Annotated in this window: 9 protein-coding genes; all 9 read right to left on the reverse strand. The window is 74.7% G+C overall.

The genetic code is table 11. The features are described from left to right. Positions 1–6 precede the first annotated feature (6 nt). The 9 genes from NRK68_RS30705 to NRK68_RS30745 all read right to left on the reverse strand — a co-directional run bounded on the left by NRK68_RS30705 (position 7) and on the right by NRK68_RS30745 (position 16,304). A complete protein-coding gene (locus NRK68_RS30705; RefSeq protein ID WP_183064432.1) occupies positions 7–978 on the reverse strand; it encodes a 5'-nucleotidase in 972 nt (323 codons plus the stop codon). A gap of 177 nt (positions 979–1,155) precedes the next feature. Then, positions 1,156–3,174 (reverse strand): DNA helicase RecQ, encoded by a 2,019-nt coding sequence (gene recQ / locus NRK68_RS30710; protein WP_183064433.1) that lies wholly within the window; start codon positions 3,172–3,174, stop codon positions 1,156–1,158. A gap of 91 nt (positions 3,175–3,265) precedes the next feature. Then, positions 3,266–4,630, reverse strand: coding sequence for a protein phosphatase 2C domain-containing protein (locus NRK68_RS30715; protein ID WP_183064434.1), 1,365 nt, complete (start codon positions 4,628–4,630; stop codon positions 3,266–3,268). Beyond that, positions 4,627–6,114, reverse strand: a complete 1,488-nt coding sequence (locus tag NRK68_RS30720; protein WP_257857371.1) for a serine/threonine-protein kinase — start codon at positions 6,112–6,114, stop codon at positions 4,627–4,629. The genes NRK68_RS30715 and NRK68_RS30720 overlap by 4 nt, the downstream gene beginning before the upstream one ends. Continuing rightward, positions 6,111–7,805 carry a hypothetical protein gene (locus NRK68_RS30725; RefSeq protein WP_257857372.1) on the reverse strand — a complete coding sequence of 565 codons (1,695 nt, stop codon included), beginning with the start codon at positions 7,803–7,805 and terminating at the stop codon, positions 6,111–6,113. Before NRK68_RS30725 ends, NRK68_RS30720 begins: the two co-directional genes overlap by 4 nt. Further along, positions 7,805–11,272 carry an acetate and sugar kinases/Hsc70/actin family protein gene (locus tag NRK68_RS30730; RefSeq protein WP_257857373.1) on the reverse strand — a complete coding sequence of 1,156 codons (3,468 nt, stop codon included), beginning with the start codon at positions 11,270–11,272 and terminating at the stop codon, positions 7,805–7,807. Before NRK68_RS30730 ends, NRK68_RS30725 begins: the two co-directional genes overlap by 1 nt. 1 nt (position 11,273) lies before the next feature. Further along, positions 11,274–13,913, reverse strand: coding sequence for a GTPase family protein (locus NRK68_RS30735; protein ID WP_257857374.1), 2,640 nt, complete (start codon positions 13,911–13,913; stop codon positions 11,274–11,276). 64 nt (positions 13,914–13,977) lie between these two features. Next, positions 13,978–14,556, reverse strand: coding sequence for a hypothetical protein (locus tag NRK68_RS30740; RefSeq protein WP_257857375.1), 579 nt, complete (start codon positions 14,554–14,556; stop codon positions 13,978–13,980). After that, complete coding sequence (locus tag NRK68_RS30745; protein WP_183064440.1) at positions 14,553–16,304, reverse strand: hypothetical protein; 1,752 nt, start codon at positions 16,302–16,304, stop codon at positions 14,553–14,555. Before NRK68_RS30745 ends, NRK68_RS30740 begins: the two co-directional genes overlap by 4 nt. Positions 16,305–16,404: the final 100 nt, after the last annotated feature.

Genomic DNA, 16,404 nt, shown 5'->3' on the forward strand with positions numbered 1-16,404 from the left:
CCGCCCTCACCCGGAGGCGGGCGCGGAGGGTGAGGGCGCGTCGTCCGGCGGGGGCGTGTTGACCACCCCGAACGGCACGTGGACGCTGGGAGTGGCCAGCGCCGTTCCGTTCAGGTGCGAGACCTGGTCGTCGAAGAAGATGTGCGGATCGAGGACGCTCATCACGGCGGACTTGTCGATCCCGCCGAGGAAGAACGCGTCGTTGACCCGCAGGCCCCACCGCTTGAGGCTGCGCACGGCACGTTCGTGCGCGGGGGCGTCCCGGGCGGTGACCAGGGAGACCCGCAGCCGCAGCCGGTACGCGGGGTCCTCGCGGCGCCTGTCCTCCTCCCGGCACTGGATGCGGTTGATCCCCGCGAGGAACTCGCTCAAGGGGCCCGGGTCGTGCGGGGTGGTCGCGTTGAGGACCTCGTGCGCGCGGAAGCCGTCGATGCCGGCGTCCTGGAAGACCCGCTCGGAGGAGTCGCTCGCCAGCACGCCGTCGAAGTCGAAGGCGATGCGGAGTTCCTGGTCGTCCTCGTCGTCGACGCGTGCCGTCTGCAGCACGTGCCCCGCGGGCAGCCCGTCCGCCACCGCTTCACGGACGTCGGCCCCGTCGGCCGAGAGGAACAAGGACATGTTCAGGGCGCGCATGAAGCGGTGTGCCGACCGGCCCTGCCGGAAGACGGCCCGGCTGATGGGCAGACCGTGGGCGGCGACCGAACGCATGACGCGCAGACCGCTGTCCGGGTCGTTGCGCGACAGCACGATCACCTCGACCAGCGGATCCGACGGCTCCGCGAGGTCGTTCAGCGACAGCAGGCGACGGACGAAGGGGAAGGCCACACCCTTGGCCAGGACATCGTCCACATGGGCCTCCTGGTGGGCCCGGTAGGCGTCCTCACCCTGCTCCCGGAACACCGCGTCGCAGTCGGCCAGGTCGAACAGGGCGCTGGAGGCGATCCCGATCACCAGACGGTCGGACAGGTCGTACCTCATGACGCCCCCTGCTGGCACCCGCGCGACATCGCCGATGACCGCCGCTCCTGCATACCTGCCGAACATACATGCCCACATGCCCTGCTCCCGTCGCCACCGGCCACCACACCCGGTGCGCATACGGCGAGGGGCCGGGTCGTCGACCGACGACCCGGCCCCTCGGGCGGACCCTGCGGGTCACTGCCAGTCTTCGTCCCAGGGCGGCGGGTCCATCTCGTCCAGGTCGAAGGGCGGCTCGTCGAGCTCGGGCGGCGCGGACCGGGCCGGGCGGGCGGCCGCCGGGGCGGGGGCGGCCGGCGCGACGGTCTCGGCCGGGGGCGCGGCGGCGGGGGCGGGCACGGCGGCACCGCACTGCGCCAGGGTGGCCAGCACGCCCTCCGCGTACTTGGCGAGCTTCGCCTCGCCGACGCCGCCGATACCGCCCAGCTCCTCCACCGTGGCGGGCACGCGCGTCGCGATCTCCCGCAGCGTCGCGTCGTGGAACACGACGTACGCCGGCACGCCCTGCTCCTTCGCCGTCTCGGCCCGCCAGGCACGCAGCGCCAGGAAGACCGGCTCGGCCGCGGCCGGCAGGTCGACCGGCACGCGGGCACCCTTCCCCGAGCGCGCCCCGGACTCCTTGCGGGAAGCGGCCGCCGGCGCCTTCTCCTTCCGCATCGGGACCTTGCGGCGGCCCCCCAGCACCTCGCCGCTGTCGTCCGTCAGCACCAGCGTCCCGTAGTCGCCCTCCACCGCCAGCAGCCGCTGCGCCAGCAGCTGGCGCACGACGCCCCGCCACTCCGCCGTGCCCAGATCGGCCCCGACGCCGAACACCGAGAGCGCGTCATGGTCGAACTGGATGACCTTGGCCGTCTTCTTGCCCTGGAGGATGTCGATGATCTGGCCCGCGCCGAACTTCTGCCGCCGCTCCTTCGCCAGCCGCCACACGGTGGACAGCAGCTTCTGCGCGGCGACCGTCCCGTCCCAGGACTCGCCCGGGGTCAGGCACGTGTCGCAGTTGCCGCAGGGGGTGCCCGTCTGCCCGAAGTACGCCAGCAGTCGCACCCGCCGGCACTCGACCGTCTCGCACAGCGCCAGCATGGCGTCCAGGTGCATGCTCAAGGAGCGGCGGTGCGCCTCGTCGCCCTCGGAACCCTCGATCAGCTTGCGCTGCTGGACCACGTCCTGCAGGCCGTACGCCAGCCAGGCCGTGGCGGGCTCGCCGTCGCGGCCGGCGCGGCCGGTCTCCTGGTAATAGCCCTCGACCGACTTCGGCAGGTCCAGGTGCGCCACGAAACGCACGTCCGGCTTGTCGATGCCCATGCCGAACGCGATGGTGGCCACCACCACGACCCCCTCCTCCCGCAGGAAGCGCGCCTGGTTCGCCGCGCGGGCCCGGGCGTCCATCCCGGCGTGGTAGGCCACGGCGTCGATGCCCTGCTCCACCAGGGAGGCCGCGGTCTTCTCCACCGAGGCCCGGGAGAGGCAGTAGACGACGCCGGCGTCCCCGGCGTGCTCGGTCCGGATCAGCTCCAGCAGCTGCTTGAGCGGATTGTTCTTCGGGACGATGCGGTACTGGATGTTCGGCCGGTCGAAGCTGGCGACGAAGTGCCGGGCGTCCTCCAGCCCGAGCCGCGCCACGATCTCGGCATGGGTGGCCTCGGTGGCCGTCGCCGTCAGCGCGATCCGCGGCACCTTCGGCCAGCGCTCGTGCAGCATGGACAGCGCCAGGTAGTCGGGCCGGAAGTCGTGACCCCACTGGGCGACGCAGTGCGCCTCGTCGATCGCGAAGACCGACACCTTGCCCCGGTCGAGCAGCCGCTGGGCGCTCTCGGTGCGCAGCCGCTCGGGGGCCAGGTACAGCAGGTCCAACTCGTCGGCGAGGAAGGCCTGCTCGACGGCCTGCCGCTCGTACGGGTCCTGCGTCGAGTTGAGGAATCCGGCCCGCACCCCGAGCGCGTTGAGCGCGTTCACCTGGTCCTGCATCAGGGCGATCAGCGGCGAGATCACGACACCGGTGCCCTCCCTGACCAGCGCCGGGATCTGGTAGCAGAGCGACTTGCCGCCGCCGGTCGGCATCAGCACGAGGGCGTCGCCGCCGCTGATCACCTGCTCGATGATCTCCTGCTGCTCACCGCGGAAGGAGCTGTATCCGAACACACGGTGCAGGACCTGCAGAGCGTCGGAGGTATCGGGGGAAGTGTCCGGAAGGGCCATCCACGAAGCCTATCGGCACCCGCCGACAGCCCGGGTCCGCCCGCCGGAACCGGCGGGCGGGGGAGCGGACCGCCAAGGCCCCCGACGGGTGTCAGTGCACCGCCGACCTGGCGTCCCGGGCGTCACCGAAGTCCCACAGGCAGACCACGGAACGGTCGCCGCCCGTGGACCGGACCGGGACGTTCACCTCGGACAGGAACGAGGTCAGGTACGGCTGCCGGCCCGCCCACCGGGCGGCGAACCACGGGCCGGCGTCCTCGCGCAGCAGCAGCTCCGCCATCGGCGGACTGCACACCGCGAGGACGTCGCCGGGCAGCGTGGCCAGCCGTGCCCAGCCGACCCGCGCCGCGTGCGCGGGCAGCCGCAGGGCGCGGTCGAGCGCCGATTCCCCGGGTGTGAAGACCACGCTCCACTCCCCGTCCCGCAGTCGCAGCAGCGCGCCGTCGCCGACGCCGAAGGCGAGGTGCTCACGTTCCCGGCCGTCGCCCAGCCGGGTCAGCAGCGCGGTCAGCGACACCTCGATCGCGGCGTCGTCGGCCTCGCCGTCCGGGCCCTCGCCCCGGGTCACCAGCCGCATCGAGTGCGCGACGCCCTGCAGCGCCGTACGCAGCAGGGCGCCCAGGGCGCCGTCGTCGCCCTCGGGTCCGTACAGCTCGCGCCCCAGGCCCTCGCCGTACCGGCCGACCTGCGTGGCCAGGCTCCGGCAGGCCCGGTCGGCCCCCGACTGCGACCACCGGCCGCGCGGGGCGCCCGCCGCCACCACGCTGAGCAGCGTCGGCGAGGGGATCTCCTCGGCGAAGCGCAGGAGCACCGCGTCACGCCGGTGCTCACCGTCGTGCCGCGCGCGGTCGCCGCGCGCCGACGCGGCCCGTACCACCACCGGCCCGAGGTCGGCGCCGTCCACGCTGCTGTCGGTGGTCGTGTCGCGGCCGACCGGCAACTGCCGGGGGATCGCCGGGGAGACCGGCTCGGGTCCGAGCGGGCCGTCGACGCGGGCGTCGGCGTCCGCCAGGCGCCGCTCCAGCTCGTGGATCCGGGCCAGGGCCTGGGTCTGGGCGTCGTCGCGTTCGCGTGAACGCCGCCGCAGCTCCTCCTCCAGCTCGCGCAGCCGCGCCAGGAGCTCCTCCCGTTCCTTGCCCAGCGCGAGGGTCTCCTCCGCGGCGGCGGCCGCGTCGGCCGCCTGGGCCCGGGTCTGCTCGAGCAGCCCGCGGACCCGGCCCAGTTCGAGATCGCGGCCCTGTATCAGCCCCGCCGCGTGGTCCGCGGCCCGCCGGGCCTGCTCCAGTTCCTGGCGCGTGCTCTCCAGTTCGCGCAGGGTGTGCGGCGATTCGGTCACCACGGTGGCCGGGGGCAGGGGCTGGGGCCTGCGCCGCCGGGCGGTCAGCTGCGCCGTGAGCGCGACGTTCGCGACGACGGACAGCACCAGGAGGACGATCAGCCAGGTCGTGGTGGTCATGGCGAAGCAGCTCCCCGGGAGTCGGACGGATCCTGGACATCGGCATCGGCATCGGCATCGGCATCGGTGGCGGCGCCGGAGGCGGTGGCGCTGGGCGGGGCACCGGAGGAGGTCCGTACGCCGGACGCTGCGAAGCGTCGTACCGCCCGCTCCGCCAGCGGCCCCGCCGCGAAGGCCTCCAGCTCGTCCCACAGGCGCTCGGCGTCGTCCTCCCCGGCCGGGGCCGGCCGCGCGCCGGCCGGACGGCGGTGGTCGAGCCGCACGCCGTGGAGCGCCGCACGGAAGCGCCGCAGCGTCAGCTCCCCTCCGGTCCGGGCCACCCGGTCCAGCGCGGGCGTCAGCACCCCGTCGCACAACTCCGGCATCCCGGACATCTCCCAGTCCGCCCGGGCCTGTTCCAGCGCCGCGGCGGGCCGGCCCTGCGGGCGGCGCAGGATCCGCAGTGCCTGTTCGGCCTCCACCACCGCGACGGCGTACACGGGCAGGTCCCGCGCCGCGGGCCCGACCGTCACCGGGGCCCGGCCGCGCAGCCGGGCGCCCAGCGCGGCCGTCGCGCCGGGGCCGCGCCGCCCGGCGGTCGTCGCGACGAGCACCACCTCGGCCCGGTCCCCGCCCGGACGGGTCCGCTCCAGCAGGCGGCGGAAGGCGGCGGGCAGTGGCTCCCGGCCCGCCAGCGCCGTGGCCGGGGCGGCGGCCAGTACCAGGTGCGCGGCGTCCAGGACCTCCATCAGGTGTGCCGCCGGCCCGCCGCCCGCCGGTACGGGCAGGTCGGTCACCTCGATGCGCCCGCGGCCGTCGGCGCCACCGCCCGTGGCCGGCCAGGGCAGCGGATCACCGTGGAAGAGGAAGGGGTGGCGCACCGGGACGTCCAGCACCGCACCGACCGCACCGACCGCACCGACCGCCCCGGGAGCCGCTCCCAGGCCCGCCGCGGTGACGTCCTGGATCCGCCGCCAGGCCCGCTCCACCTCTTCCTGGCCCGCGTACCGGGGCCGGAAGAACGCCCGCCGCCGCTGCGCCGCCCGTACGCGCAGCCAGGCGGCCGTGCCGTCCCGGGCCAGCGCCGCCACGCCCAGGTGCTCCGGCCCGGCCAGCGTCCCGGCCAGCGTCCCGGCCAGCCGGTTCAGCGCGCGCACCTGCGCCCCGCTGAGCCGCAGCTGCGGCAGGTCGGCAGGTTCGTGCACGTAGGTGAGCGGTACGACGTCCTCCGCGCCGGGCGGTCCCGGTGGGCGGACCCCGGTCAGCAGCGGTGCCAGGCGCTGGGCGGAACCCGGACCGATGTGTGCGCGCAGCACGGCCACGCGCACCGTGACGGGCGACCCGCCGGTGCCGTCGCAGGCGTCCGCGAGGTCGGCCACGAGCTGCGGCGAGAGCCCGTTGGCACGGCCCGTCGCGGACGCGGCGAGCAGCTCGCCGACCCGCCGGGCCCGGTGGGTCGTGCCGGACCGCGCCGCCCCGTCGGCGTTCACGGGGTGGTGTGTCATCGGTAGCCCTTCGGAGGACGGATGACGACCCGGCCCCGGTGCTCGTTCCGGGCGGCCTTGTCCCTGGGCCGCAACGGCGTCCACACCACCCACTGCACCAGCGGCTCCTCGATCGCGCCGACACCGGGGATGGTCTTGCCGGCGTAGGCCTCGACGTGCGACGGCTGCCACTTGGCCAGGGGAATGCGCACGCGTTCGTATCCGGCGCTGTCCGCCAGGGGATCGAGGATCTCCGAGACGCCGTCGCGCCACCGCGCCCACCAGCTGTCCGGGGCGGCGGGCCGCTTGTGCATCAGCCCGCCGAGAACCATGTCGAGCGAGTGGGCCGCCCCGAGGCGGCTGTCGGCCGACCACTCGCCCTCACCCGCCACGGCCGAGGCCGCGCCCTCCAGTGTGCTGTTCAGGCGCTGCCGGTAGCTCATCCGTACCGTCTGCGACTCCAGGCCGGCCGGCCTGGAGTCGGGGAACACAGCCACCTGTAGTTCGGGGTCCAGGTCCACCAGGCGGAGCGCCTGCTCGGCCCGCACGGCCCACGCCAGCCGAGGATCCGCGGCCGGCAGCTCCATCACGGCTTCGGGTGAGATGCCGAGCCTCTCGTGGATCTCCCTGGCGACGGATTTGGCGGCCATCCGGGGAGCGGGAAGGGCGAGTCGTACCCGCTGGGCGACGTAGAGGCCCTGCGGCAGCCCGGGAACGATCACGTTGGGATCCGACGCTTCCTCGGCGGGGACGGCGAGACCGGCGGCCGCGGCGACTTCGCGGGCCTGTGCGCGCCATTCGTCGCAGGGGTGGGTGGGCAGCCGGAGCAGTGCCATGTGCACGCGCTGCCAGGTGGCCGCGATGCGTTCGGCGGCGGTGACCGCGGGGCGGACGGCGGCGGACTGCGTCGTGGGGGGCAGGAAGCGGATCTGCTCGGCGAGGAGCTTCCTTTCGAGAGCGCCGAGGGCGTCGGCGAAGCCGGCCAGCGGGTCGGCGGCGGGCTCCGCCCCGGCCTCGGCCCCGGCCTCGGCCCCGGCCCCGGCACTGGTCTCGGCCCCGGCACTGGTCTCGGCCTCGGCACCGGAGGATGACGGCTGGTCGCCGGTCGGGCCCGTCACGGAGGAGCCCGCCGGGTGGTCCGGCCCCGACCCGTCGGCCGCCGCGCCGGTTCGGTCCTCACTCCCCTCCGCGCCGGTCCCGCCCGCGCCGTCGCCGTCGGGCGCCACCTGTCCCGGGGCGACGTGACCGTCGTCGGGCGGCGACTGCGTTGCGGATGCGGGCCCCTCCTCCGAGGCGTCCGCCTCGAACGGGGCCGGCTCCGGCCCGGCGTGCTCCTGCCCGGTGCGGTCCTCTCCGCCGTGGTCCTGCTCGCCGTGGTCCTGGGCGCTGCGGTCCTGTGCGCTGCGGTCCCGATTCCCGAGGTCCCGATTCCCGAGGTACTCCGGCGCCGCCGCAACACCCGCCGCCCACAGCCCGCGCTCCAGCGAGGCCCTCGCCGAGTCGAAGCGGTCGTAGACCTCCGCGGGGTCGTTCGCGTACGGGTGGAGGTGGCGGCCCACCCAGCGCAGCTCGTCCCAGCACCGGCTCAGCGCGTCGAGCACCACCTCACGGCACTCCGACGGGGTGCCGAGCACCTCGGCCGCCGCCTCCGCGAACTCGCCCAGGCACACGGTCAGCGCGTCGGCCCGTACGCCGTCGTCCGTGCCGCTCATCAGTGCCTCCCGCTGTTCGGGTCCCAGTGGTGGTTGAAGTCGCTGACCGGCGGATCCATCCGCCGCCCCAGCACCCGCCCGGGATACCGCTGCACCTCACGCAGCGTCTCGGCGGGCACGTACGGCACCACGCCGCGGTGCACCCGCAGCCGGCCCCGGGCGTCGAGGGTGGCGTGGTGCCGGCCCTGCTGCGCGGCGCTCAGCCGGCCCAGGAACACCGGGTCACCCTCGTCCCGCTCCAGGTAGAACTCGTACGTGTAGGTGTGGTTGGCCTCCAGCGGCGGGACGGGGATCGCCGCGACCCGGCCCGGCAGGGGGAGTTCGTCGGCGTCGGCGCTCTCGTGGAAGGACTCCGGCAGATAGCCGGCGGCCGCCGCCTGCAGGCCTTCGCCGCCGGTGGGGCCGGCCGGCTCCGTCGCCGGGAACACCTCGGCCAACTGCCGTACGCCGTTGTGGTCCACGCCCGTCGCGACACAGATCCGGCCGGGCACCGAGCACCCCGGCAGGTCGGGGTCGAAGGACAGGCCGGGCACGAGTCCGTCGAGTTCCAGCCCCAGCCCGGCCACCAGCAGATGAGCCGGCCCGTTGCACAGCAGGATCGACGCGACCAGCCGGTGGTCCATCTCGATCTGGTAGTTGACCCCGCGGCCGCTGCCGCCCGGCGGGCGCCACACCGATTCGAGCGGAGTGAAGTTCTCCGCCCTCGCCGTCAGCGCGAGATCGAACACGCCCCACTGGATGGAGTCGCCGGATCCGATGTCGCGGTGGAGCTCGACGACGCGGCTCAGCGGGTTCCAGCCGGTCCGCACGCCCAGCCGGCCCGAGGAGTCCAGCTCGATGAACGGATCGCCCGCCCACAGCAGCGGATTGACCCGCCCCATCTGACCGACCGGCCCGAAGTGGCAGGGCAGACTGGAGAAGAGGCCCTGCAGCCTGATGTCCAGATCGCTCATCCGGATGGAACCTCCGGTGCGTCCGCCCGTATCGCGCGTGCGGTCGATCTGCCCGGACCGGTTGCGGATCGAGTGCGCCCACGCCGCGCCGAGGGAGGTGGCCTGTTTGGCGAACTCCCGCTCGACGGACAGTTCCGTGGCCTCGTGCCAGCCCAGCCCCGTCCTGCCGTCCGACTCGTCCTGGCGCAGCGCCGAGACGACCTGCTCCTGGAGCTGTTCCAGAGCGCTGGTGCGTCCCGACAGCACCACCTGGTCGAGCACCGGCTCGGGCAGCGGGTCCAGTCCCTGCTCCACGCGCCGCGCGTTCTCCTCGTGGATCCGCCGGAACGAGCCGCGCACCAGATCCGCGCCCAGTTTCGCCGCCCGCCGCAGCACGGGCCGCATCAGCTTGCGGAACTCGCCCGCGTCGAGGGTGATCGGACCGCTCACCGTGCCCAGCGTGTGCGGCGCGGCCCGCAGGACCGCGTCGACGTCCTCGTGCTTGAGGACGGCGTCCACGGCACCCGCCTCGCCCAGTTCCCGCTTCTTGCGCTCGGCGAGCCGCCACAGCAGCCTGAAGCGGGTGTAGCGGGCCTCCCGTTCGGCCGGGTCGCCGACCCCGGCCCAGTCCGTGGGCAGGCAGTCGGACAGGATCTGCCGGATGCCGTCGGAGACGATGGTGTCCAGCTGGTCCGCGGCCTGCTCGGCGACGGCCTCGGCGAGCGCGCGCCGCTCCACGCGCGGACCGGCGCCCACCGCCGGATCGACCCCGTCCCGCGGGTCGTCGTCCTCCCGGCCGGGGGAGCGCAGCTCGTCCACCAGCCGGGCTTTGATCCAGTACAGCACCTGGAGCGTCAGCAGGTCCCCGCCCAGCCGTTCGTGGCCCGTCGAACCGAGCAGTTCGGGCTCCAGCCGGTAGGTGCGGCCAGCGACGAACTCCTGTTCCTCGGTCAGCTCGGGGGTCTGGTCGACCAGCGTCAGCCGCAGCAGCGCGATGTCGGTGGTGCCGCCCCCGATGTCGATCACCAGCATGATGCGGTGCCAGGTCGGCGGAGCGTCCCCGACCCGGCGGCACCGCGCCCGCAGGGCCTCCAGCCCCGCGTTGAGGTCGTCGGTCAGGTCCCGCATCAGGAAGTACAGCCCGGCGGCCAGGCCCTCGTCGTAGTCCATGACGGTCATCGGGCCGCCCAGAGCACGGCTGACCAGCACCTTCAGCCGCTCCTTGACCTCGGGCAGGATCGTGGTCGGATACGTCACCACGACGGTGGGCACCCTGCTGACCGTGCCCAGCATCCCGTTGTACGTGGCCTCCTCGGCGCCCTCCACCAGCAGCAGGTACATGTGCTGCGCGAGGTGGTCGGCGGACAGGTCGCTGCCCGCCACCGGCTCGGGCTTGAGCTGCAGAGCGGCCCGCTTGATGCCCGTCAGACCGCGGGTGTCGTCTCCGCACAGCTCGAAGCGCCGCGCCTTCGGGTCCTCGGGCACCACCGCGCCCGGATACTCCACCTCCAGCATCGCGCTGGCCGGGGCGTGGGTGCGCCGTCCGGTGCCGTCCGGGTACTCGACCGGCTGGATCCCGTGCCGTTCCAGCGGAGGGGTGCCGATCACCGCCGCGTAGCCGGCGTGCAGCCGCCGGTTGAGCCACCGCCGCAGCTCCGGTTCGGCCTGCTGGCGGATGCTCTCCACGCGCAGCATCAGCGCGTCGGCGGCCGCGGGCTCCGCCACCCGTGCCAGGACCGTGCCCCCCGTCGTCCCGGTGTCGTCCTCGCGCGGCAGCGTGACGGTACCGGCGAGCAGCGCCTTCACCTCCTCGCGCCAGGCGGGCGGCGCGTCGGCGGGCGGCCCCAGCAGGTCCGCCAGCATCGCGGACAGGGAGGCCGCCTGCGCCCGGTCCACCAGCCGCTGCTTGACCTTCTTCTCGTCGTGCAGGGTCGCCGTCGACGCGGTCGTACCGAAGTCCACGACGACGAACTCGTGCTGATGGCTGGTGCCCGCAAGGTCGCGCAGTCGGAGGTGGTCGTCCTCCTCCGGCGCCTGCGGGACCGGCCCGGGCTGTTCGCCGGGCGGGGCGAACTCCAGCATGACCGCCCCGTGCGCCGTCTCGGCACCCTGCGAGCCGGCGTAGTCGACGCTCCAGTAGACGTCCAGCCGCAGGGGTTCGCCGTCCGGGGTGACCGCCGGCCCCGTTTCGGGATGCACCAGGGACGTCGGCAGCAGAGCCTCGGACGACAGGGTCCGCGGCCCGTCCACGGTGATCGGGGCGAACTCCTGCGGCACCCAGCAGGCCTGGAGCGCATAGGCCAGCTGGGCGGGGATCAGACTCCCGCTCTCGGCCCGTACCTCGATCCGGGCGGGCAGGTGGACGGTGACGACCGCGGGGCCGCCGCCCTCCTCGTCCTGTTCCAGGACCACCTCGGGCAGCGGAATGCCGTCCGGGCCCGCGTACAGACGGAAGTGCCTGCGCCCCAGCGCGACCACGCCCGAGGCGGCGCCGGTGTGCGGGGCACGGAAGGAGATGTTCAGTGCGGCGCTCATGTCAGTCGGTGCTCCAGGCTCGGATGAGGACGTCGATGGGCTGATCGGGCTCGGAGTCCGCAGCGCCGTCGTGGGCCGCGGAGGCGGACGGGAAGGACGGGCGCGGTGGCCGCACCTCCGTCTCCGTGGGCAGGTACTCGTTCGCCTTCGTGTACAGGGCGACGAGGTCCTTCTCGATCCGGGCGAGGGCGCGTCCCAGGTACTCGGTGACCAGCCGGGCGGCGGCGTCCGCCGTGTTCTGGCGCAGCTGCACCACCGACCGCGGGTGCCGCTCGCGTTCCTCGGACTGCGGGTCGAGCAGCGGCATCCGGTGGTGCCACGGCAGGGCGTGCGGGGACCGGGCCGGGAACCGGGCCTCCTGCTCCTCGGCGCTGGGCCCGGGCGCGGACAGCAGCTCGGTGATCCGCTCCGTCGCCGTGACCGGATCCAGCGCCGTCCACAGGTGGTTCAGCTGATGGTCGGCCTTCTGCGCGCTGCCGCGCAGCCGCGTGAACAACTCGGTGAGCACGGCGTCGGTGGCCTCGTCCTCCATCCAGGCACGCAGCGGCCCGAACTCCTCGCGCCAGTACGCCACCCAGTTCTCGAACCAGGCGCGGAGCTGGTCGCGGCCCTCGTCCGTACGGCGCTCGATCAGCGAACGGAACTTGTCCAGGAAGGCCTCGGTGGAGTCCGCCGAGGCGCCGTCGCCGCCGCTACCGGAGCCCGCCGCCGTGCGCGCGGCCGCCGCCGCGCGGCCCGGACGCAGGCCGATCCGGATGCCCTGGCTGGACGGCGGCTCGCTGCGGGGCACCAGGTGGTGCCGGTCCCGCTCGGCCCGCCCCAGCAGTTCCTGCCACTCCCGCCAGTCGAACACCTCGTCGCGCACCGCCTCCGCGGTCTCACCGCGCCGTGGCGGCCGGCCGCCCGCCTCCTGCGTGTCGGGCCCGCCGTCCGGTCCGCCCGGCAGGCCGTCGGCGCGCAGCGCGTGCAGGGCCGGCAGCATGCGGTCGAGCAGCCTGCGGAACTCCGTCAGCTTCTGCGACAGTTCCCGGTACTCCTCGGTGCGGCCGCCGCCCGCGCGCCGCACGTGGCCGCGCAGCACGGCGAGTTCGCGGGCGAGCTTGTGGTGGGAGCTCTGCGCCCGCTCCAGCTTCTGGGCGACCCCGTGGCGTCGTACGTGCTGCACGATCAGGGTGCGCAGGCGCGTGATGCCGCCGTCGTCGTCGTACGCGCGCAGCCGCGGCGTCCACGCGTTGCCCGGGTCGGCCGCCGCCAGCCGGGCCGCGATCGGCTCCCACCGCCGGGTGCCCGGCGGATCCAGGTCGTTCAGCGCCGCCCGGATCCGGTCGTGGGTCTCGGCGGAGGTCCGGGTGTAGGACAGCTTGTGCGCGCGGATGGCGTTGATCGAGGACACCGCGACGATGCCGTCCTCGCGCTGCGCCACGAACTTGTTGCCGTAGACGTGGATCCCGTTGACCTCGGCGGCGTGGGGCAGCAGCTTCTCCAGCGGCAGCGGCCCCTCCGGGTACTGGCTGAGGGCCGGGGGCTTGGCCAGGTCGAAGGCGTTGGCGGCGACCAGCGCGGCGTTGGCCAGCGCCTGCGGCTGCCGCCCGTCCTCGGTGAGCATGTCCCAGAACGCCGAGGCACCCTTGGACTCCGCCCGCGAGGCGCTGAGCACCAGCAGGATCGTGTGGACGTTCACGAGCTCGCGGCGGCTGAGGAAGGTGTCCCGTCCGTAGGACCCCGCCGCCCCGATGCCGGGGAAGTCCAGCAGCCGGACGGTGTGCTCCTCGGCGGTCAGCCCGCCGATGTCCCAGTGGTCCGGGGACAGGGTGACCGCTTGCGTCACCCGCTCGATCAGCGGGAAGGCCCGCCGCAGCGCGTCCGGCGCGGTCTTCTCCTGCTTCAGCTGCGCCATGTCGAAGGGCTGTACGTTGCGCTTGGGAGCCGTCGGCGGGGTGCGCCGGGCCGCCTCCAGCACCAGGGCCGCGCGGATCGACTCCGTCGCCACCCCGATGGGCTTGCCCAGCAGGTCCTGCTGGCCGAGCGCGGCGTCCCGGATCCGGCACAGCTCGGTGACGGCGTCGCGGTGCGCCGCCGAGATCGTCTCGAAGGCGACCGGACCGGTGCCCGACGGCCACAGCCGCGGGTACCAGGCCTCGAAAGGCGCCCAGCCGCGCGGGTCGGTGACCGGGTTGTAGCCGCCGAGCATCTCGCGCGCGCCGAGCTGCGGGTGCCTGGCGTCCACGGTGGCGACGAGCTCGCCGAGGATGGCGCCCACGCAGGCGGCGAGCCGGCCCTCGTCGAGGAAGGTGATGTCGGTGGTCGAGGAGACGGTCGTCCGACGGCCCGGCGCGCCGCGCGTCAGCTCCAGCACCGTGATGTTGCCGGTGCTGGGGGCGGCCTCGACCGGCAGCAGGTCGGGCCGGCCGAGCAGGGTGCCGAGGAGGAGGGACTTGCCCACCGAGTACTCCCCGACCACGCCGATGGTCACCGGCGCGTCGAGCCGGGAGGCGAGTTCGCCGGCCAGGGCCTGGACGCGGTCCCGTGACGCGTGCGCCTCGGGTGTGTCGGGGACGTCCTGCTCGCTGAGCATCGTCAGGGTCTGCTGGGCGAAGAGCCGGAGGTCGGCGAGGCTCAGGTCGTTCGTCGTGGAGGTCACAGCGATCCACACTCCGTCGAGGCTGTCGGGCCGCCCAACTGTCCGCCGCTGAGGGGGCGTCCGGTCAGGACAGCAGGAAGAAGAGCTCGATCCGCGCGGTGCCGGAGGCGATGCCCGCGCCGCTGTCGTGGTAGCCGCGGATGATCTTCTCCGAGTACGGGGGGAAGAACCGCGGGGCGGCCTGGGGAAGTTGTCGTGCCACCGCGGTGGCGTACGCATCACTGCGCCCGTTGTCGACGGAGCCGCCGGAGCGGACGGTGCCGAACACCATCACGAAGGCCGCGGTGCGGCCCGCGTAGCGCTTGATCTCCTCGTTGACCTGCCGGGCGAGCTCGGCGGTCTCGGAGGGGCTGCCCGCGATCAGGGCGTCGGGGTCGAGGCGGATGCCGACCGAGACGGTGACCGGGTCGAGGCCGCCGGGCCGGGAGGTGTCCGAGGGGGTGGGGGAGGGGCTCCGCGACGGATCGGGTGTGGCCGTAACCGGGGCCGGGGCCGTGGCCGTCGGTGTCGGTGTCGGGGGCGGATCCGGTGCGGCCGCCGGCATCTCGCTGCCGAGCACCACGAGCACGATCACCAGCAGCAGGTCCGCGAACAGCCACCCGGCGAGGTAGGTGCCGGCCGGGCGTCCGGAGTCCCGGCTCACCGCACCTCCTCCCGGTCGTCTCCGGTACGCGCGTCGCCGTGCCCGCCGCGGCCGGCGGCCGGAGGACCGGCAGGGCCCCGGCCGGGGGCCGACGGGTCGCTGCGGTCCTGGCGGCGGTCTGCGGCGCCGGGTGCGTCCGGTGCGGGGCCTGCGGGAGTGTGCAGGTTCCGGACGGGGGCGTCGTCCGCGCCGGCCCGCGGTCCGTCCCCGGCGGGCCGGGCGGCCCGGTGCCGCGCGCCGTCGGTGACCGCGGGGCCCGCCTCCCGCAGCGCCTTGGTCAGTGCGCGCACCGTGTCGTGGAACTCCGCCACCGCTGCGCCCAGTTGGGCCTCGTAGGGGGTGCGCCCGGCCCGCAGGTCCTGCTCCGCCGTCTGCCGGCCCGCCACTGCCTCCCGCAACTCCTCGATGCGGTCGCCCAGTTCGGCCGACACGGCGCGGACCTCCTGCCGCAGGGAGGCGGAGAGGGCGGCGACCGCGAGCTCGTAGGCCATGCCGATCCGCTCGGCCCCCTCGGACGCGGAGGACTCCAGCGAGGAGGGGAGCGTGGTCAGCGAACGGTCCAGGCCGTTCACGGCCGAGCCCAGGAGCTGCGTCGACTCGGCGAAGGACCCCCGGGCCGCGGCCAGCGCGTCGCGGACCTCCCGGCCCACCCGGTCCATCGACTCGGCCGCGTGCCCGGCCGCCGCGGATCCCCGTTCGTCGGCCGCCGCCGCGACCGTGTCGAACCGGGACGCGACGGACTCACCGGCCGCGCCGATGAGCCGCGCCGCGTCCCGCCCGGCGGTCACGAAGGATTCCGTGACCGACGTACGCAGGGTGGTGACGGCCGAGTCGACGCTCTCCGCCAGCAGCCGGCTCCCGGCCGCCACCTGCTCCGCCGCCGCGGCGGCGGTCCGCGCCGACGCGCGCATCTGCTGCGTGCCCGAGCGCAGCGCGTCCGCCGCGGAGCCGAGCGCGGCCGTGGCGGCGACGCTGCGACCGGCCGCGCCGTCCGCCTGGACGATCAGGTCCCGGGCGCACTGCTGGACGGTGGCGGCCTGGCCCAGCAGGTCGCGCAGCCGCTCTGCCGCTCCCTGGAGCTCGGCCGTGAACCGTCCGGGGGAGGCCGCGGCGGCGCCGGCCGCCAGTGCCTGGGTCTGCACGAGCGCCCCGGACAGCCGCTGGGACAGCAGTCGGCGTTCGCTCTCGTCCCGCTCCTCCCAGCGGTGCCGCATCAGGGTGGCCGTGGCCAGCGCGGACAGGGCCAGGACCGTCCAGAGCGCCATCATGTCGAAGCGCAGCACCGGCCACAGCCGTCCGTCGAAGCCCTGCTGCCACAGCGTCAGAAACGATCCCTGGGCCGTACTGCCCGAGTCCCGCATCCGCTGGTACGCCCAGGCGGCGGCACCCAGCCCGAACCAGGTGATCAGCAGCGGTACGAACACCAGGACGGTGGGCAGCGCGCCCAGCCTGCGGCCCCGTGCGGCGTCCTCGTCCGGCCCCGGCGCCAGGGCGTCGGGCCCGCCGTACGCCGCGACCAGGCCGCCGCCCGCCCAGACCTCCAGGCCGGAGCCGCGCGCCACCGACTCCGCCAGTTCCCGCAGCGCGGCGCCGTGGGAGCCGGCCCGCGGGTGGGCGGCCAGTTCCCGCAGCTCCGCGGCGAGTGCCTGTGGGTTGCGGTGGGTCGGGCCCGGCACGACGGACGGCCGCGCCGGTTCCTGCTTCTCCCCGGAGCGCCAGGGAGCGCGTCCGAATCTGCGTTGTGTCACCACACCAACCCCCCAAGCGCGTTGGCCGTCGTGACCACTGTCGCCGGAGGATCCTCATGAGAATTGGTCAGGTGACGCCTTTTCGGACACGGCCCGGACC

The organism is Streptomyces yangpuensis, from assembly GCF_024666385.1.
In the GTDB taxonomy this organism is placed as follows: domain Bacteria; phylum Actinomycetota; class Actinomycetes; order Streptomycetales; family Streptomycetaceae; genus Streptomyces; species Streptomyces yangpuensis.